This window comes from Vibrio sp. Scap24, from assembly GCF_013394185.1.
Taxonomy (GTDB): domain Bacteria; phylum Pseudomonadota; class Gammaproteobacteria; order Enterobacterales; family Vibrionaceae; genus Vibrio; species Vibrio pomeroyi.
Genome location: NZ_CP041333.1, coordinates 341,906 through 361,523, shown reverse-complemented (window position 1 = coordinate 361,523; position 19,618 = coordinate 341,906). Strand labels below are relative to the sequence as shown.

Below are 19,618 nucleotides of genomic sequence, written 5' to 3'. Positions count from 1 at the left end.
CAAAAATCGACTAGTAGTACACCCAGCGCTTGCCGATGTAGGTATTAATAAGTGCCAGCAATCCAGTAATCAGGAATATCACTAACGATGTCGCGGCCGCAGGTCCCATTTCGTAACGTTCGAACGCTTGTTGGTAGAACAAGTACAACAAGGTACGAGTCTCACCGCCCGGCCCGCCTTGCGTTAGGATCTGGAACTGATCGAACGCTTGCATTGCCGTAATAATATTGACCACCACTAAAAAGAATGTGGTTGGTGAAATCAGCGGCAGCGTTATCTTCAAAAAGCGCGTTAAGCTGCTGCAACCATCAATCAAAGACGCCTCATACAGTGACTCTGGAATTTTGTTGAGTGCACTGATGTAGAACAGCATCGTCCAACCAATCGCCTGCCAAACTGTCACGATAATCACCGCAATCAAGGCTGTGTTTCCGTTCTCTAACCATGGAATCGCGCTAAACCCTGCCGACTCCAGTAAGTGGTTTGCCAAGCCTGATTTGGTCTCAAATACCCAAGACCACACAATCGACACCGCGACTGTAGGTGTGATCCAAGGTGAGAAGATCACTGCACGATAAAACTGACTGCCCTTGAAGTTTTTGTGCAGCAACATGGCAAACACAAGGCCAAGAATAATGGTGGGAATCACCACACCGACCGAGAACCAAAACGTGTTAAGCATCGCTTGGATGAACTCGTAGTCCTCAACCATGTACTCGTAATTCTCTAAGCCGATGAACGAATAATCTGGCGAGATGTAATCCCAATCGGTGAAGCTGATGTAAATCGAATAACCAAATGGTACGAGCCAAAAAGTAAACAGTGGCACCAACAACGGTGCAGTAAATAGCAGTACCTTTAAGCGGTTTTTCATTGGTTCTGAGAAAGCACTCATGGTGACCTCGTCCTTATTTGTATGCGGTTAAATTAAGGGGTTTGTGTGACAGGTTAGTAAGAGCGTCCTTCATTTTTTTTATGGCTACCCATTAGAAAATCTTTCCTCCAGTTCACCGTCTTCCATCTGGTGATAAAGCCAATCACAAAAGAAATTCACCTTGGCACTGCGTCGGTGTTTGGTAATCAAATAGTGGGCAGACTCAGCAGGCATCGAAGATTCCGTAGCCAGAACAAGATCGTTTTTTTCCAACAACTCAGACACTGCAAGCGAACGCACCAACAGCACGCCAATCCCATGCTTAACCGCTTCTAGAGCGTGCAAAGAGTTACTCACTTCGAGCAGCACCTTCGGTAAAGTCATCTCGAATTGGTTGTGACTCAGCCATTGCAGCCAGTTCTCTCGATAGCCTTTTACTTGCACGGTCGGCAAAGCAGAAAAATCATGTTCAGCCAACGAGTCTTGATATTGTTTTTTAAATTCTGGGCTACACACCAACTGCCAATGCTCTTGAAACAATCGCTCACTATGAGTGTCTTCGCTTTCGACCTTACCGTTGGTCAGTTCGATATCGACATTCTGACAAGGGTTGGTAGATGGCCAGTCCACAAGCTGAATATCGAGCCTGATAAAAGGGTATTTTTGATAAAAAGATGGCAGGCGAGGTAACAGCCAGTTATGGCAAAAGGTGTGATTAACGCGCAGGCTCAACACATCGGTTTCTTTTTCCCCGAACAGGATTTGAGTCTGTAATTTCAGGTGTGCTAATGAACCCGCAACAATCGGTTGATAATGCTGGGCAGCCGACGTCAGCTTTACGCCTTTGGAGCTGCGTTCAAACAGCGTGGTATCGAGAAAGGTTTCTAAACTTTTAAGCTGCTGACTCACCGCAGCTTGTGTAACACAAAGCTCTCGCGCGGCAGCGCCAATAGAACCGAGGCGGGCAACAGCTTCGAACGCAACAAGGGCACGTAGAGGGGGTAACATGGCTTCACCTGATTGAAATAAAAGTGAAAAATACTTCAATCAGGTTTCAGTTTTTTGCGCTTACCGTTACAGATTAATGACGAAGGGACGTTGATCAGATATTTATGATCAACGTCCCTTTTCTCTATTTCATATTTTTAGCAGTGTGTCACCGCGTGAATCAAACGCAATTACTCTGTGATGTAGAGATCCTTAGAGTAGATACGTCCTTCTACATTGTTCTTCGCAAAACCACCGACACTTGGTCGCACTAGGCGAGCCTGCATATAGTAGTAGATTGGCGCAATAGGCATGTCTTCTGCTAGTAATTGCTCTGCTTGGTCATAGAAACCTTGGCGATCTTGCTCGCTGGTTGCGGCCAATGCGCTGTCCATCGCTGCGTCGTACTTGTCATTGCTGTAGCGAGCAAAGTTACCTGAAGAACCTGAACGCAACAGGCTCAAGAAGGTTGATGCTTCGTTGTAATCCCCACACCAAGAGGCGCGCATTACATCAAAATCACCTTGGCGACGTGACACCAAGTAAGACTTCCACTCTTGGTTTTCTAGTTCGACTTGTGCGCCTAAGTTGCCTTTCAGCATTGATGCAATCGCCACTGCAATCGACTTGTTCGATTCACTGGTGTTGTAAAGCAGTTTGAAGTCCAACGGATTAGACGCATCGTAGCCCGCTTCTTTCAGTAACTCTTTTGCTTTTTGATCACGTTCTTTCTGAGTCCACGTGCTGTATTCAGGTTGTGTCGCATCAAAACCAGCCGTGTACTCATGAGCAAAGGTATAAGCCGGTAAGTTGCCCACCTGAGTAACACCATTGGTGATAACGTCACGCATCATGGAATAAGAGACAGCCTTACGGACTCGTGCGTCATCAAACGGAGCTCGTGTTGTATTGAACGCGTAGTAGTAAGTACACAGCAAAGGCACCGCGGTAAACGCATCTTGGTATTTGGTTTTAAGTTGCTGCGCCATATGTGTCGGCACGTCCGAAGTAATATCGACCTCGCCCACTGCATAGCGGTTAATCGAGGCATTCTGGTTCTCAAACGGAATATATGTCACTTCGGTTAGGTACGTATCTGAACTGTCCCAGTATTTCGGGTTCTTCTTCAATTCAATGCGCTCGTTCACCACCCATTCGTCTAGCACAAACGCGCCGTTACCGACAAATTGCTTAGGATCGCTCCACGGCTTGTCGCTACTTTCTAAGGCTGCTTTGTGCACTGGCATCATGGATGTGTGGCCTGTCATCGCCACAAAGTAAGGCACTTTACTATCGAGTTCGAACTTCACCGTGTGTTTATCAACAGCCGACACGCCTAGCTCTTCAATCGGCTTCTTACCTTCTGCCACATCAGCAATATTGTTGATTTTGGTGAGCTTTAGATACCACACATTTGGCGATGCCGTTTTAGGGTCTACCGCTCGTCTTATCGCATACACGAAATCATCGGCCGTCACCAGATCGCCATTCGACCATTGCGCGTCTTTACGCAGGTGGAAGACAAAGGTCTGGTTGTCTTCGGTTTCCCAAGATTCCGCTACACCTGGGGTGATATTGCCATCGCGATCTTGAATCACTAAACCTTCAAACAAGTCACGTAGAATGTGCATTTCCGGCAAGCCTTCTGCTTTCGCAGGATCGAGTGTCGCAGCCTCTGCATCATTCGCGCGCACTAAGTGTTGTTCTTTCGCCAGAGAAGTTCCCGCAGGCAATGTGTCAGCAACGGCAGTCACTGATATAAAAGGGGTCAATAGAGATGAAATGAGTAAAGCCGTTGAATGTTTCTTAAAATCCATATGTTTTTGCTCTCCTAGCCTATCTTTGAAGCAAGTAATAAAATTAACAATGCGACTGTTGACGAGTTTTAACGCTTTAGTTTATTTAAGTAGGTTTGTGTAATCGTTAATACTTGATAGTACTTGATCAATCAGGAGATAAAGGTGAGTTTAATTCCAAGAACGGAAAGAGCTGCATTTTCAATAAAGCCGCTGTCATATGGAAAGTCAGTATTGGGCGCACCCTTACTTTACTTCCCCGCGCAAATAGAAAGCGAATCTCGCGGGCTGATTTTAGCGGGCACACACGGCGATGAAACCGCATCTATCGCAGGTTTGTCTTGTGCGCTAAGAAGCTTGCCTGCAGCCAACTTACGACATGATGTGATCTTGTCAATGAACCCAGATGGCAACCAGCTAGGTACCCGTGCCAACGCCAATCAAGTCGATTTGAACCGCGCCTTTCCAACTCAAAACTGGACAGAGAGCGGCACCGTTTATCGCTGGAGTTCCCACACACCAGTCAGAGATGTAAAAGTGAAAACTGGGCAAGCCGATCAGCTTGAACCTGAAGTGCAATCGCTCATCACACTCATTGAACAACGAGAGCCTAAGTTCGTCATATCTTTCCACGAACCACTCGCTATGGTCGATGACCCAGCTCAATCCGAACTCGCCACTTGGCTGGGTAAACAGTTCAACCTTCCGCTCGTTGAAGACGTAGATTACGAAACCCCAGGCTCATTCGGCACCTGGTGCCAAGAAAGAAACCTACCGTGTATTACCGTAGAGCTGCCACCTGTTTCTGCGGATCTGACGATAGAGCAATATTTGGATGCGTTTGTGGCGGTGTTGGGGTTTGAGGGAAGTATGATTGAGTATACGATCCAATCAGGTCACTACGATAAAAAATGAATCAATGACACATAGATCAGTCGCCCCAAAAAGAATTTGAGGCGACTTTAATATTAAACTTAGGACAAAAGTGTCTTATGTATTTTCACAACCGCTTTTTTTATATGTTGTGGAAGCTGTAAACAACAACCTGGTTTATGGGGTTGCTCTGGGAAAAACACAGCAAAACAACCGGGCGTAAGAGCTAAGCTTGATGGTGAATCCATTGAACTCACTAGATAAAAGTCATCATTCGCATTGTATTCAGTTTCAGCTATGTGCTGCTGACTTTTTAAAGCGAACTGGATTTTCTCTTCACCGTGAATCAGAACCTGTAAATCAATATATTCCTTATGTACTTCGGCTAGTTTTTCATCCTCATGAGCCGTATCAAAACTCATCACATTCACGAACATTAAGTCACCATTAATGTCATGGCGACCTGTTTCCAAGTTATCTAAGTCTCTACTGGTTAGGAATTCTAAAGCCGTCAAAATTGACGCTGGAATTACGCATTTATCAGGCTGAGAAATATGTCCAAAAATCATTGTAACCTCGGCATTTTACAATGCTCTCATTGCATAATGAGAGCTTGAATTAATTGTTATTTTTTAGATGATGTGAGAACAAATTCTTTACTTACATCTTTAGGTTCTTCTTTCATTAACAGTGCCGAAATGTAGCCTACAATTACGACAGTCATCGTCCCGATGGCACCATAGAAGAAAAAGTTTAAATCAGTTAAGTAACGAGCACACAGTGTTGCGATTACACTAACGATAACCCCTATGAGTGCACTTCTCGCTGTTGCGTTACGAATAAACACACCCAACATGAATAGACCTGTCATCGGCCCTCCCATAAGACCAAGTAAGCTGTTAAATGCATCCCAAATTTGGCTCTCTTCTGAGAAGATCAAGTATGTGGAAGTGGCGACTCCTAATAAACCAGAGCTTACGGTAACAATACGACCAATACGCAGTGTATTTTCTGTTTGACGATCTTTACTTAGGCGGTGGTAAATATCACTTGTATAGCATGCGGAAATACTGTTCAAACTACTTGAAATGCTTGACTGAGATGCTGCAAAAATAGCCGCGATAATCAAACCCGCTATACCCGCTGGAAGCTGAGTAATAATGTAAAATGGTAGAATGCCACCTGTATTAAAATCATCTGATAATAGGCTTGGATTTTGTGTATAAAATGCATACAAACCAGCACCAACAGCAAAGAAGAATATAGGAACGAACGCAACAAATTTTGCATTGGTTATTAGTGCTTTCTTTGTTTCTTCAATTGAATCCGTCACGATATAGCGTTGCACCACATCTTGACTTGCTGTGAACTGCTGTAAGACTGAGAAGAAAAATCCGATCATGAGAACTGGTATTGTTGCTTCTGACCAACTCCAACGAAATTGCTCTGCAGGAAAGTACTTATCAGCCTCTGCCGACATTGTGAAGATTTCACTTAATCCACCATCAACGTTGAAACAAAGCACAATGAAAATACCAACAGCCGCCACAGAAAGCATAATGCCTTGCATCACATCAGTCCAAATAACACCTTCAATACCACCTAGGAAGGTATAAATGATACATAAGACGCCTATTAGAAACACGATAGTCAGCGGATTCATGTCAATAAATGGCACAAGTGCAAGTGCTGTCAGATAAGTAACAATTGCGATTCGCCCAATATGGAATAGCATGAAAGAGATACTACCGAAAAGGCGCATTTTCAGATCAAACCGTTTCTCTAAATATTCATATACCGACGTCAAATTTAGACGACGGAAAAATGGAATATAGTAAATAAATACAAACGGCAAAATAGCGATTGCAATGTATTGACCAATAAGGAATGTCCAATCGTCTGTATACGCCTTAGCAGGGATTGACATAAATGTAATTGAACTTAACGTCGTTGCGAACACACTAATACCCGCAGCCCAACCGGGGATACGTCCACCAGCTTTAAAATAATCATCACCAGACTTCTGTCTGCGAGCAAAATAAACACCCACCCCCATTACACCTGCAAGGTATAAAAAGAGCACTATGTAGTTCAGAGTTCCAAAAGAATTTGCTTCCATCGTTTTATAGACCTTTAATTATTTTTTTTTGTAATATTGATGAGCCCAATGAGCTGCACCTAATAAACCGGCATCAGCGCCGGCTTGGGCGAGTTTCAGCTCAGGACGAAACACTCTAGGGTTTGTATTAAGTTCAGATTCAACAAGCTCTAGGTAGCCACTTGCTAGACCAACACTGCCACCCAGTGTGACGACATCAATATCCAATGTAATTCGTAGGTTTGAGATAAGTTGAGCAACAGCGTGAGCTGATTGCTCGAAAATAGCTTTTGCGTTGTCACTTCCCGACATCCACTTGTCGTGAATATCTTTTCCAGTTGATACAGATGCCCAACGCTTTTTACCCGCTTTAGTTATCGCAGTTCCAGAAGCAATTGCTTCTACACAACCGACACGACCGCACCCGCATATAGGTCCATCAGGATCTACTTGCATGTGTCCTGCATGCCCAGCGATACCGCGGCGTCCCACCAATAACTCTCCACCAAGAACAAGGCCAGCACCAACTCCTGTTGATACAGTGATAAATGCCATATCTGTTATGTCACTATTGATCTGTTGATATTCAATCCAACACGCTGCTTGAGCATCGTTGATAACGTAGCAAGGTAAAGAAGTGATATTTTCTAAGGTGGTCTTTAGCGGGTAGTTGTTTAATCCCCCAAGATTTTCAGGGTTTAATGCAGTTAAAACGCCATCATTTATGATGCCGGTTGATGCGACTGCAACATAGTCAGCTTGCCCAATCAGTGGAGAGATCAAATCATCAAGTGCTTGGCTCATCGCCGATGGAGCTTGCGATGATGGCGTGCTTACTTGGGTACGCTGTGAAAGGTGATTTGATTCAATTAACGCAGCTGCGATTTTCGTACCACCAATATCGATAGCAAGACAAACACTCATGCACTTTTCTCCATAGTTTCTTGGCGACCAGCGCTCACAGCGGTACCAAACCATGAGCAAATGTGTTCAATACGGGTTATAGCAGATCCAACAGTTACGCAATCAGCACCAGATTCAATAGCACGTTGTGCTAGTTCAGGGCTGTTATAACGACCTTCGGCCATAACAAAACACCCCGATTGTTTCAGCCTTTCAACAAGCTCAAAATCAGGCTCTTCAGGTATAACGCCACCCGTGTAACCTGACAGTGTAGAACCAATGATTTCAACACCTAGCTCTTTGGCATACATACCTTCAATGTAGCTAGAGCTATCTGCCATGGCCAATCGACCGAGTTTATGAATTTCAGCAACCAAGGTATCAATCGCAACCGGACGAACACGGTCAGAGGCATCGATAGCAATAATATCTGCGCCTGCTTCATGTAGCGCTTGAACATCTTTAAGATAAGGCGTAATTCGTATTGGAGAATCATCAAGATCACGTTTAACAATACCAATAATAGGTACAGCAACGTGAGGGCGAACCGCTCTAAGGTTCTCAACGCCTTCAATTCTCAGGGCTATCGCGCCCCCCATAACAGAAGCAATTGCCATTGCAGTTACTATATCTGGCTTGTCCATAGGACCGTCGTCAACAGGCTGACAAGATGCGACAAATCCTTTCCTAAGAGTGTTTAAAATGGTGGCTTTCTTAACTTGCATAAGATTGAATACTCCATAGTTATATTCAATATTGAAATTTAACTCCACAATGCCACTATGGAGTTAAACTTCAACATAAAATTACAAAATGGAAGATCCTTGTCACAAACTTGTCTAATCTCCGTACAAAACCGTGAAACAAAAGGCTTTAAATGATATCCATTATAAAAACAACGGAGTTAAACTCCAAAATGGTATGTAATATCACTTCAAATGAAGTGATACTCCCTTAATAATTTAGAGCCTAAAGAGAACTACAATGACAAAGACCTGCACTCCAAACCGTTATGCTCTGGTCAATATCGATATATTTAACGGTACTGAAATACTTAAAAATCACATCATTATTATCGAAGGCGATCATATTGCCGAGGTTGTCCCAGCTGAATCACAGCCAGCGGTTCTTGAACAAGTTGATGGACAAGGCTTATTGGCCTGTGCAGGCTTCATTGATCTTCAGTTGAACGGCTGTGGTGGGGTTTTGTTTAACACAAATCCATCCAACTCAACTCTGAAAATTATGAACGACACTAATCTACAGTACGGTACAACCCAGTTTCTCCCAACGCTGATTACAAGCGATATCGACGATCTGAAACTGGCTGTTAATTTGATGGAAAAAAATATAGAAACTGAAGAGCAAGGCATCTTAGGTCTTCATTTAGAAGGCCCTTTTATTAGTCATATTAAAAAAGGGGCACATAACGAACATTTCATTCGTCAATTAGATGAACAAAGCTTAGCCTTCCTTATTAAGCACCGAAACATTATAAAAATGGTGACATTAGCTCCTGAATGTAATGCGAAGGCCGACATAAAAGCGCTAGCTGATGCTGAAATCTACGTTTCATTGGGGCACACCAATGCCACATATGAGCAGCTCAATGAATGCGAAGGATTAAGTATGGCCACGCACTTGTACAATGCAATGAGTCCTTTTAACTCTAGGGAACCGGGAGCCGTCGGTTATATCTTTGACAAAAAATTATACGCAGGAATTATCGTAGATGGCATTCACTCTAACTTCGCTAATGTACGTATTGCACACCAAGTATTAGGTGAAAAGTTATTTATGGTTACCGATGCTGTTACACCGGCTGGAACAGATATGAAGCAATATGACATGGCTGGGACTCCTGCCTTTGTTACAGACGGGCGCTGTCACTATCAGGATGGAACACTAGCAGGAGCGGCTATCACTATGATTCAAGGTGTGAAAAATCTTGTTGAAAAGGTCGGACTGTCATTGGAGCAAGCACTAAATATGGCATCTCTGTACCCAGCTCAAGCTCTGAAAGTAGATCAAAAATATGGTCGACTTGAGGCTGGATATTACGCAAACATAACGCTTATCGATCAAGGCTTGGATGTCCATAGAACCATTCAAATGGGCAAAATCAAGTATGAAAATACAGAGTTAGTTAAAAATTTCTAGAAGCGAAAATCTTGAATATTTAAGGCGGTATTGACTATAGCGCCTTAAATACTTCGCCGGAGTCTAATCCAGTGATAATGCTTGAGTAGTACGAAGTTTACTAGCATGAGCATAGCTTTCATCACCTTGGACCAGCAAGCAATAGATCATATCTAGTACAAATAGCTGAGATATTTTTGTCCCTATCGAATCCCCTTGTAACTGGCCCTGACGGTTTCCATTTACCAAGACATAATCAGCATATTCACAAATAGAAGAGCGAGGGTTGTGAGTAATAGCAACCGTAGTTGCCCCTGATTGCTTAGCAATTTTGAGTGCTTTGGTCGTTTCTTGTGATTGGCCTGAATGACTAATGCCAATAGCAATATCCCCTTGAGCAAGTAATGCTGCTTTCATGTACATATAATGGTTAGTCGTCAATGCATCAACGTTTAAGCCGATTCGCATAAATCTATATTTGGCATTCTCGGCAGAGATGCCAGATGAACCCACCCCTAAAAAGTAAACCGACTTCGCTAGCTTTATCGATTCACTCACTTGGTTGAGTGTTTCTAGGTTCAGTAAATTGAGAGTCTCGGAAAGAACCTTATCAATAGTCTTCTGTAGCTTTCTACCAATAACCTCAGGTTTGTCCGACGCCGTTACATCGGTGTCAAAAAGACTATCATCGGCTTCGTCTCGCTGCGAAAGTTCTATCGCTAAAGCCATTTTAAATTCATGAAATCCCTTAGCTCCTAAGGAACGGCAAAAGCGAATAATCGAAGCGTCCCCTGCCAAAACTAATTGCGACAACTCAGCAATAGAAAGTGTGCAAACTTCATTTGGTTGCTCTAAAACAAAGTCAGCAATACGCTTAGATGCTGGAGTAAAGCTATCATAAAGACTACCTATAGTATCAAGGACTTTCCCTGCTCGAAGTGTATCTGTTTTTCCAACCATTTAATCAATACCCTTAAAAACTCTGCTTTCGCACTATATTTCTATTGTTGTGATGTTCATATCTATGAATAGGCATCCTATTGTATGTCATTACACTCCGAACATAAACTTTGATCTGGTGCACAACTCCATGAATATACTCTAACACTTCTCAAAAATAACTATACAAGGGAGTAAAACTCCATAATATTTAAATAAAGTACAGTATGACGCCAAATGGCGTTACATTCTTCAAGACTAAGAGTATTCTTAATATGAAAAAATTAACTGGTTTGATCGCCGCTCCCCATACCCCATTTGATGAAAATAACCAGGTGAACTTTCAAGAAATTGATAAAATTGCAGCTCATCTAATTAAAGATGGGGTTACTGGTGCCTACATTTGTGGTACGACCGGAGAAGGTATTCATTGTAGTGTTGCAGAAAGAAAAGCAATCGCAGAACGCTGGGTGCAAGCCGCTGATAAGCAATTGGATTTGATTATTCACACTGGAGCTCTAAGCATCGAAGACAGCCTAGAGTTAACTCGTCACGCAGAAACATTAGACATTTTAGCAACATCTGCAATCGGTCCATGTTTCTTTAAACCTAGCTCAATTGATGCGCTCGTTGAATACTGTGCAACTATTGCAGCAGCTGCACCATCTAAAGGTTTCTACTACTACCATTCGAGCATGTCTGGCGTAAACCTGGATATGGAACAATTTCTGATAGCCGCAGATAAAAGAATTCCAAATCTGTCGGGATTAAAATTTAACTGTACTGATCTTTACGAATACCAACGCTGCCTGCGCGCGTGTGATGGCAAGTTCGACATCCCATTCGGTGTAGACGAGTTCCTACCAGCAGCTCTTGCATTGGGTGCTAAGAGCGCAGTAGGTAGCACATACAACTATGCCGCTCCTCATTTCCACGAAATCATCGCTGATTTTAACAATGGTGATATCGAAAAGGTAAACCGCGGTATGGACAGTATTATTGAGTTAATCAGAGTGTTGGTTGATTTTGGTGGAGTCGCTGCGGGCAAAGTAGCGATGGCACTGCACGATATAAATGCCGGCAACCCTCGCCTACCATTAACACCGTTAAGCAATGCTCAAAAAGAAACGGTTATAGAAAGAATGCGCAAAGCAAACTTTGTAAAGTAACCCCCTAAATATGGTAGTGGCTAAAAGTCACTACCTGTTCCCTATCTCTATCTCTATCTCTATCTCTATCTCTATCTCTATCTCTATCTCTATCTCTATCTCTATCTCTATCGATATTGACAAAGACGTTCGAACAGTTTTACAACAACTCTGAAGACTCATCGAGTTGAAACTCATCACTCTTTATTGCTATCCGACAGCATGCAATAGAAACAGCAACCTGAATCGCCAGTTAAAACCACCGTGAACATACGAGCATCCTAATGACTCACCGACGTTGAAAACAGGTTAATAATTACCACACCTGCCAAAATCAAAGCGATACCAATGACTGCGTAGATGTCGAGCTTTTGTCCGTAAACTAGCCAAGACAGTGCTGCGACCAGCACAACTCCTGCCCCACACCAAATCGCATACGCCACACCCAAAGACATGGTTTGCACTGTGAGAGACAACAGATAAAAAGCACAGCCGTAGCTAGCCAATACTGCGACAGTGGCCGGTAAAGAAGTAAATTGCTGCGTTTTAGGTAGTAGAGAAGTTGCGACAACTTCAAGCACGATGGCGAGTGATAACATCACTGGTGGTGGGAGAGATAAAAGCATGTTTGAGTCCACAACAATAAAATACGGCGCTCAGAATATTGTAGTTTTATTTCCAATTCATGCGATTTTCAGTAAGCAATTATTATGACGTACCCTAAAATGTCTTAACTAGAAACCCCTATGAATAAGTCTTTTATTATTCATCTCCGTACGAAATTCCAGAGCCCGTTTGCTCATGGTTAATGGTCATTGTTCAAATGTTCCCTAACACCAACTATTACATATATGTAATAATCATTTTCCATTTCGGGGGATTATCAAAACCTAGAGTCACACCTATACTAGCTCCAACAAAACGAGAGAGCGGAAACAAACTTGCTCAACTACGCTTAATACGTTGAGCATATTGAGAATCAAAAAGTCCGCTGTAATGACATAAATAGGAAGCATCCAATGACTATCGAAATCAAACCTGGTCAAACTCATATCCAATCTAAAGCTATGGTCGCTTGGAAAGCGGGTGAGCCTCTAAAACGTGAAACTGTTGACGTTGAACTGCCAAAAGCAGGTGAAGTTCTTGTTCGTATCGTAGCGACTGGTGTTTGTCACACTGACGCATTCACATTATCAGGTGACGATCCAGAAGGTATCTTCCCTTCGATTCTTGGTCACGAAGGTGGCGGTATCGTTGAAATGATCGGCGAAGGCGTTACCAGTGTTGAAGTTGGCGACCACGTTATCCCACTTTACACAGCAGAGTGTGGCGAATGTAAATTCTGTAAATCTGGTAAAACTAACCTATGCCAAGCGGTTCGTGAAACGCAAGGTAAAGGCTTAATGCCAGACGGTACAAGCCGCTTCTCTATCAATGGTGAGACAATCTTCCACTACATGGGTTGTTCTACTTTCTCAGAGTACACAGTACTTCCAGAAATCTCACTAGCAAAAGTAAGCAAAGAAGCACCGCTTGAAGAAGTTTGTCTTCTAGGTTGTGGTGTAACTACAGGTATGGGCGCGGTACTGAACACAGCTAAAGTTGAAAAAGGCGACAACGTTGCTGTATTTGGCCTAGGTGGTATCGGTCTTTCTGCAATCATTGGTGCTCGCATGGCTGGTGCTGACCGCATCATCGGTGTTGATATCAACGAGAGCAAATTCGAGCTAGCTAAACAGCTTGGCGCGACAGACTGCATCAACCCAATGAACTTCGACAAGCCAATCCAAGACGTTATCGTTGAGATGACAGACGGTGGTGTTGAGTACTCTTTCGAGTGTATCGGTAACGTAAACGTGATGCGTCAAGCACTTGAGTGCTGTCACAAAGGTTGGGGCGAATCAGTAATCATCGGTGTTGCAGGTGCAGGCCAAGAGATCGCAACTCGTCCATTCCAACTAGTGACTGGTCGTGTATGGCGTGGTTCTGCTTTCGGTGGTGTTAAAGGCCGCTCTGAGCTTCCAGAAATCGTAAACCGTTACATGGCGGGTGAGTTTGGTCTTCAAGAGTTCATCACTCATACAATGAGCCTTGACGAAGTAAACGACGCATTCGACCTAATGCACAAAGGTGAATCTATCCGTACTGTTCTACACATGGACAGATAATTCTCCTTGGTCTCGATACTTAGGTGTCGAGACCACAGTTCTGACTTAAACATCAGAGCGAAACTGTCTTCACCACCTCCTGCCCGGTGGGTGGTGAAACTTTATGTAACATAGACAAATTTACTCCCAAACCATCAACCTAACGGAGCACAATAGATGACAATCGAAAACATTAGCCAAGCAAAGGTTGCTGGTGGTTGGCACAAACAATACACCCACTTTTCTGCAACGCTTGACTGCAACATGCGTTTCGCGATTTTCTTGCCACCTAACGCAAGCAAAGAAAACCCAGTTCCTGTTTTGTATTGGTTATCAGGCTTAACCTGTACCGATGAAAACTTCATGCAAAAAGCCGGCGCATTCAAAGCCGCGGCTGAGCAAGGCATTGCCATTGTTGCCCCAGACACAAGCCCACGTGGCGAAGGTGTTGCCGACGATGAAAACTACGATTTAGGCCAAGGCGCTGGCTTCTACGTGAATGCCACTCAAGCACCATGGGACAGCCATTACCACATGTACGATTACGTGGTAACAGAGCTCCCGGCGTTGATTGAATCTTTCTTCCCTGTGACATCAGTAAAATCAATTTCTGGTCACAGCATGGGCGGACACGGTGCCCTAACGATTGGCATCAAAAACGAAGATAGCTACCGTTCTATCTCGGCATTCAGCCCAATCACTAACCCAATGCAATGCCCTTGGGGACAAAAAGCCTTCAACCAATATCTAGGCTTAGATATTGAAGAGTGGAAACAATACGACGCCTCTGAGCTTCTAAAAACTAAAGGTACTAAACTGCCAATGTTGGTAGACCAAGGCGAAGCAGACAACTTCCTAATTGAACAGCTAAAGCCAGAGCAATTGGTCGAAGCAGCTAAGGTAACTGATGCCGATTTAGAGCTACGTATGCAGCCAGGTTACGACCACAGCTACTACTTTATCTCTAGCTTTATTGATGAGCACATTGAGTTCCACGCTGCTTACCTGAACAAGTAGTCACACCTATTTAGCCCACACCTTGCAACCGTAAGGTGTGGGCTTTTTTATGCCTACGGGTTTCATAATTGCTAATTTATAGCTCTTGATTTATAACTGCTGAATCCGCTGCTTTAACGCTTCTAAATCCACATCATTTCCAACAATTCGCAATCGAACATACTCTTCGTTCATCGCGTCACACGTAGTGGCAAAGTCAACACCGGAACACGTCTTAATACCGATCTTCTCAAATAGCTTCGAAAGGTTGGTTCCCTTTTTCTTCAACAGCATAATGGGGGTTGATATTGATGTACTGAGCACATCAATATTGTGTTCAGACAACAAACTGATCATTTGCTGTTTAAAATACTCGGTTTTGCTGCGGTTGGTTTCTAAGAAGTGTTTCGCATTAGGTAGGGTCGCCGACGCGATTTTTATCGAAGGGTAAGTTGGCGTAAACACGCTCACCGCGGCTTCTATCGCCGAAGTCAGGTTTTCACTGCTAGCCAAGTAACCTAATCGAATCCCAGCTAGACCTAAACCTTTAGAAAAGGTGCGTAAAACAATTAAGTTATCCAAGACCAAGGTTTGATCGAGCATAGATTGCTCGACAGTCAGATACTCACCATAGGCCTCATCGACAATCAAAATAGAGCCCGAACGCTCACATACTTTTGCTATCTCGACCAAATGGGCTCTGTCGTAGATTCGACCCGTTGGATTGTTCGGATTATCGATATAAACCAAGGCTGGCCTTTCCATGCTGACTTTTGAGGCCAGCACACCAAACAGATCAGACTCGTTTTGATAATCAAACATGTTGATGGACTGGTATTTTCCACCAACCAAATTGAACTCTGATATTGCTTCAACAAACTGAGGACCAATACCTATCATGGTGCGATTGCTGTGATCGATAAGTTTGTTGAAGATAAGTTCTAGCGCCCCGAGAGAGCCCGTAGTGTAGGTAATACGACAATCTTCAACCCCAATAAACTGACGAGTTAGATAAGTCAGCTCTGAAAGCTCCCTATGACAATAGTATTTATCAATACCGTGAAGTATCTCTTTAACCACATGTTCAGGGATTTCTGGTGCGCCAAATGGATTGGAGCCGAGTGAACAATCGATGCGGAATGAATGATCGACATAAGAATGGTAGTCACCGCTTAACCTTGGGTTTAAATGCATAAGAAAACGCTCAAAAAATGTTCATGCGTTATTCTTATCGCATTCAATTTTCTCTATATAGGTCATTTCGTGACAGTTACTCACCCAGTTTCGAGAGACTGGTTAAAACCACGGATTGGTTCAAACAACGAATATTCTTAGAGCCATAATCTATACTTAAGCACTCGTGTTTCCATTTCGAGTTAACCAAACCGCTTTCTTTGCGCTAGGTTAAGCGGAGATAAGATAGAGTAAGAACAGAGCTTGCATCTTTACTCTCCCTAGTTACCATAGCCCCATTAACATCCCCATATTTTGAAGGTTGCTATGAAAGCAATTAAGACTCTTTTCTTCCTGATGGTTTTACTGAGCGGTCTGTTTACCGCTTGGCTGTTTATCCCGATTCCAGCCACCATGGACAAGCAAACGCTTGATGTTCCATTAACAGAACCGTTCAAGCTTGTGGCGTATCGCAGCAACCCAAATGATGCGAGCAAGCCGCTCACTTATCACTACTATGTGATTTCAGATGTGGTTGGCGTGGATGACATGGATCCGTTTCTGATTACGACAGACCAGTTCGTAAAACTTGGTGAGTTCGATGAGAACACATTCAACCTAACGGTTAACGGCAAGATCGAGAGCTACACTAACGATTTGTGGATCAAAAAATCTGACGGCAAGCTTCAGCACTGGTACGTGAGTATTAATGCAAACTATATTCGTTAGAGTCGATTCCCAATAGACCCTACTTTAAAACTGCGCTTTGGCTTCCAAGCGCAGTTTTTGTTTCTAGCCTCCCACTTAACAAGCAAAGAAGATCTCACAAGCCATGTAGGTGTCATAAGCTCCACAGATGTTATAAGCTCCACCTATGCTCGACTACCAATAAATCAAAAATAATAAAGGATCACCCGTGGAATTTACGCTCGACAAATTTAACGGCATCATCATTGACCCAGAGACAGCGCCTCAAGATGCTGATTCATTCAACGCCGAACTTAGCGAGATCACCCAGTTTTCGAAGCAGAATAACAAAGGCATTATTTGGATTAGCCTGCCTATTTCGCTCTCACACCTCATTTCGGTCGCGACCGAACTTGGCTTTGTGTTCCACAACTGTCTAGAAGATGAGATTACGCTGATCCACAAATCCGAAATCGTCGAGTTTGTGCCTTTCATCCCGACTCACACCCTGGGCGCAGGTGCATTGATCACCAACGAACACAAACAAGTGCTGATGATCAAAGAGCACGGCATGACAGGCTACAAATTACCTGGCGGCCACATTGAGCTTGGTGAAGGCATTGAAGAATCGGTAGTTCGAGAAACTCTGGAAGAGACTGGCATAGAAACCACGTTCGTGTCAGTAGTTGGCATGGCAACGCGCCACCCATATCAATTTGGCAAATCGAACCTCTACTTTGTTTGCCACCTTATCGCCCAAACTCAAGAGATCGCAATTCAAGACACCGATGAAATTGCAGAAGCAAAATGGGTCGATGTAGAAGAGTTCATCAACAATGCTGAAAACTACCCGTTCAACCGCCAAATGGTTGGTTCTTTGATTGGCAAACAAGGATTAGAGCTTACCCAGTTAGAAGGCAACTACGGCCCAACCCACAAGCCCGAGATCTTCTTTTCGAAAAGCTAGAATACTTCAAACATAAAAACGCCCAGCTCAGATGAATTGGGCGTTTTGCTTTTAGTTTCTGTTTTATTTAAGCCGACTGCGTTGTTAATTTTCTCTAATTCAGAAAGCTATCTTTAGAACATGTCTATTTTAGAGAAGCCTAGTTTAGAAAAAACCTAACGGATTCGTATCGTAGCTGATCAGCAAGTTCTTGGTGTTTTGGTAATGATCGAGCATCATCTTATGTGTCTCACGACCGATGCCTGATTTCTTGTAACCACCAAACGCCGCGTGTGCTGGGTAAGCGTGGTAACAGTTCACCCAAATACGCCCCGCTTCAATATTACGACCCATGCGATACGCTAGATTTGCATCACGCGTCCAAACGCCAGCACCCAAGCCATATTCGGTATCGTTGGCAATCTCCAACGCTTCCGCTTCATCTTTAAATGTCGTTACCGCGATAACAGGGCCAAAGATCTCTTCTTGGAAAACACGCATCTTGTTGTTGCCTTCGAGCATGGTCGGTTGAATGTAATAACCATTACCGAGATCATCCGGTTGTTGAGCGATTTCCCCACCAGTTAGCACTTTTGCGCCTTCTTGGCGGCCAATCTCTAGGTAGCTCAGAATCTTATCAAACTGCTCTTGAGAGGCTTGTGCGCCAACCTCAGTGTCAGTATCTAATGGGTTACCTTGCTTGATGGTTTGAGCGCGCTCGACCACCTTAGTGATGAACTTGTCGTAGACCGATTCGTGGATCAACACACGTGATGGACAGGTACACACTTCACCTTGATTGAAGAACGCGAGCAACATACCTTCGACACACTTATCTAGGTACTCGTCCTCATGATCAAAGATATCAGGGAAGTAGATATTTGGAGACTTACCGCCAAGCTCAACCGTAGACGGAATCAAGCTTTCAGCCGCACATTTCAAGATATGGTGTCCAACTTCAGTTGAGCCAGTAAACGCCAATTTCGCCAAACGATCGCTGGTTGCTAATGCTTGGCCTGCTTCGCTACCAAAACCATTCACGATGTTTACAACACCTGCAGGCAGAAGATCAGCGATCTTCTCCATCATCACCAAAATTGAGGTTGGTGTTTGCTCGGCTGGCTTCATCACCACACAACAGCCCGCAGCAAGTGCTGGTGCCAGTTTCCAGGCCGCCATTAGAATCGGGAAGTTCCAAGGAATGATCTGACCGACTACGCCAATTGGCTCTGGGAAATGGTAGCTTGCGGTGTTTGAATCTAGCTCGGCTGCACTGCCTTCTTGCGCTCGAATACAACCCGCAAAGTAACGGAAATGGTCAACGACCAATGGAATATCTGCCGCTAACGTTTCACGTACTGGCTTGCCGTTTTCCCATGTCTCAGCGACTGCGATTTCTTCTAGGTTTGCTTCAATGCGATCAGCAATTTTAAGTAGGATGTTCGAACGCTCTGTCACACTGGTCGCCGCCCAACTAGCACGAGCTGCATGCGCCGCATCGAGTGCTAAGCTAATGTCGGCCTCGGTTGAGCGCGCGACTTGGCAATACACCTGACCATTCACGGGGGACGTGTTATCAAAATACTCACCGCTGACAGGCTTTACCCACTCACCACCGATAAAGTTATCGTATTGAGCTTTAAAGTTCACCACTGCGTTGTCACTACCCGGCTGTGCGTAAATCATAGTTAGATCCTTCTTCGATTTGTTGTTCGTTATTGAGCGAGAGCTGTCTTATTTTTGTGGCGACTTCTCTTGAGAAAAGAACTCATGACAAGACACCCATGTTTATGCTTTCTGTTTAAAACACTGATACTTCGTGTTTTCTTCACAACAAGAACAACGCAAATCACACGCCACAACCTCAAAACTTGCTGTTAATAAATTGTAAAACTATGATTACCAAACATTT

Annotated in this window: 19 protein-coding genes; 8 read left to right on the top strand and 11 right to left on the bottom strand. The window is 43.8% G+C overall.

Annotation, left to right across the window (positions count from 1 at the left end):
* Positions 1–10: 10 nt before the first annotated feature.
* From FLM53_RS17180 to FLM53_RS17170, 3 genes are all read right to left on the bottom strand, one after another.
* Complete coding sequence (locus FLM53_RS17180) at positions 11–895, bottom strand: carbohydrate ABC transporter permease (protein ID WP_017064953.1); 885 nt, start codon at positions 893–895, stop codon at positions 11–13.
* A gap of 84 nt (positions 896–979) precedes the next feature.
* A complete protein-coding gene (locus FLM53_RS17175; RefSeq protein ID WP_123305859.1) occupies positions 980–1,882 on the bottom strand; it encodes a LysR substrate-binding domain-containing protein in 903 nt (300 codons plus the stop codon).
* 170 nt (positions 1,883–2,052) lie between these two features.
* Positions 2,053–3,678 carry an ABC transporter substrate-binding protein gene (locus tag FLM53_RS17170; protein WP_176678864.1) on the bottom strand — a complete coding sequence of 542 codons (1,626 nt, stop codon included), beginning with the start codon at positions 3,676–3,678 and terminating at the stop codon, positions 2,053–2,055.
* Between the two features lie 144 nt (positions 3,679–3,822).
* Here FLM53_RS17170 and mpaA point away from each other — a divergent pair, with 144 nt between their 5' ends.
* A complete protein-coding gene (mpaA, locus tag FLM53_RS17165; protein ID WP_176678865.1) occupies positions 3,823–4,572 on the top strand; it encodes a murein tripeptide amidase MpaA in 750 nt (249 codons plus the stop codon).
* 59 nt (positions 4,573–4,631) lie between these two features.
* On the opposite strand, the gene nanQ is transcribed toward mpaA, so the two are convergent.
* Genes nanQ through FLM53_RS17145 form a run of 4 tightly spaced genes read right to left on the bottom strand, consistent with a single transcriptional unit; the run spans position 4,632 to position 8,256 of the window.
* Entirely contained in the window at positions 4,632–5,099 is a 468-nt protein-coding gene (gene nanQ / locus FLM53_RS17160; protein WP_176678866.1) for an N-acetylneuraminate anomerase, read from the bottom strand.
* A 56-nt stretch (positions 5,100–5,155) separates the two neighbouring features.
* Positions 5,156–6,649 carry a sodium:solute symporter gene (locus FLM53_RS17155; protein ID WP_176678867.1) on the bottom strand — a complete coding sequence of 498 codons (1,494 nt, stop codon included), beginning with the start codon at positions 6,647–6,649 and terminating at the stop codon, positions 5,156–5,158.
* An 18-nt stretch (positions 6,650–6,667) separates the two neighbouring features.
* Positions 6,668–7,552, bottom strand: coding sequence for an N-acetylmannosamine kinase (locus tag FLM53_RS17150; protein WP_176678868.1), 885 nt, complete (start codon positions 7,550–7,552; stop codon positions 6,668–6,670).
* Positions 7,549–8,256, bottom strand: coding sequence for an N-acetylmannosamine-6-phosphate 2-epimerase (locus tag FLM53_RS17145; protein ID WP_176678869.1), 708 nt, complete (start codon positions 8,254–8,256; stop codon positions 7,549–7,551). Before FLM53_RS17145 ends, FLM53_RS17150 begins: the two co-directional genes overlap by 4 nt.
* A 259-nt stretch (positions 8,257–8,515) precedes the next feature.
* Between FLM53_RS17145 and nagA the strand changes: the two genes are divergently transcribed.
* Positions 8,516–9,691 carry an N-acetylglucosamine-6-phosphate deacetylase gene (gene nagA / locus FLM53_RS17140; RefSeq protein WP_176678870.1) on the top strand — a complete coding sequence of 392 codons (1,176 nt, stop codon included), beginning with the start codon at positions 8,516–8,518 and terminating at the stop codon, positions 9,689–9,691.
* 63 nt (positions 9,692–9,754) lie between these two features.
* Here nagA and FLM53_RS17135 read toward each other — a convergent pair whose 3' ends face one another.
* A complete protein-coding gene (locus FLM53_RS17135; protein ID WP_176678871.1) occupies positions 9,755–10,630 on the bottom strand; it encodes a MurR/RpiR family transcriptional regulator in 876 nt (291 codons plus the stop codon).
* A 254-nt stretch (positions 10,631–10,884) separates the two neighbouring features.
* Between FLM53_RS17135 and FLM53_RS17130 the strand changes: the two genes are divergently transcribed.
* Together FLM53_RS17130 and FLM53_RS17125 are read left to right on the top strand one after the other, a co-directional pair.
* On the top strand, positions 10,885–11,778 hold the full coding sequence (locus FLM53_RS17130; protein WP_176678872.1) for a dihydrodipicolinate synthase family protein: 894 nt from the start codon (positions 10,885–10,887) through the stop codon (positions 11,776–11,778).
* Positions 11,779–11,788: 10 nt separating this feature from the next.
* Positions 11,789–11,932 carry a hypothetical protein gene (locus tag FLM53_RS17125; RefSeq protein ID WP_176678873.1) on the top strand — a complete coding sequence of 48 codons (144 nt, stop codon included), beginning with the start codon at positions 11,789–11,791 and terminating at the stop codon, positions 11,930–11,932.
* 106 nt (positions 11,933–12,038) lie between these two features.
* Here FLM53_RS17125 and FLM53_RS17120 read toward each other — a convergent pair whose 3' ends face one another.
* A complete protein-coding gene (locus FLM53_RS17120; protein WP_176678874.1) occupies positions 12,039–12,383 on the bottom strand; it encodes a multidrug efflux SMR transporter in 345 nt (114 codons plus the stop codon).
* Between the two features lie 393 nt (positions 12,384–12,776).
* Between FLM53_RS17120 and FLM53_RS17115 the strand changes: the two genes are divergently transcribed.
* The gene (locus FLM53_RS17115; protein WP_132941942.1) at positions 12,777–13,925 is read left to right on the top strand and encodes an S-(hydroxymethyl)glutathione dehydrogenase/class III alcohol dehydrogenase; all 1,149 of its coding nucleotides are present in this window, start codon (positions 12,777–12,779) and stop codon (positions 13,923–13,925) included.
* Positions 13,926–14,081: 156 nt separating this feature from the next.
* On the top strand, positions 14,082–14,921 hold the full coding sequence (gene fghA, locus FLM53_RS17110) for an S-formylglutathione hydrolase (RefSeq protein WP_176678875.1): 840 nt from the start codon (positions 14,082–14,084) through the stop codon (positions 14,919–14,921).
* A gap of 90 nt (positions 14,922–15,011) precedes the next feature.
* Here fghA and FLM53_RS17105 read toward each other — a convergent pair whose 3' ends face one another.
* Complete coding sequence (locus FLM53_RS17105) at positions 15,012–16,094, bottom strand: pyridoxal phosphate-dependent aminotransferase (protein WP_176678876.1); 1,083 nt, start codon at positions 16,092–16,094, stop codon at positions 15,012–15,014.
* A gap of 306 nt (positions 16,095–16,400) precedes the next feature.
* Here FLM53_RS17105 and FLM53_RS17100 point away from each other — a divergent pair, with 306 nt between their 5' ends.
* Both FLM53_RS17100 and FLM53_RS17095 read left to right on the top strand, forming a co-directional pair.
* Positions 16,401–16,802: a hypothetical protein gene (locus FLM53_RS17100; RefSeq protein ID WP_048611754.1), complete on the top strand. Its 402-nt coding sequence runs from the start codon at positions 16,401–16,403 to the stop codon at positions 16,800–16,802.
* A gap of 187 nt (positions 16,803–16,989) precedes the next feature.
* Positions 16,990–17,727: an NUDIX domain-containing protein gene (locus tag FLM53_RS17095; RefSeq protein WP_176678877.1), complete on the top strand. Its 738-nt coding sequence runs from the start codon at positions 16,990–16,992 to the stop codon at positions 17,725–17,727.
* A gap of 144 nt (positions 17,728–17,871) precedes the next feature.
* On the opposite strand, the gene FLM53_RS17090 is transcribed toward FLM53_RS17095, so the two are convergent.
* Positions 17,872–19,392, bottom strand: coding sequence for an aldehyde dehydrogenase family protein (locus FLM53_RS17090; RefSeq protein ID WP_176678878.1), 1,521 nt, complete (start codon positions 19,390–19,392; stop codon positions 17,872–17,874).
* Positions 19,393–19,618: the final 226 nt, after the last annotated feature.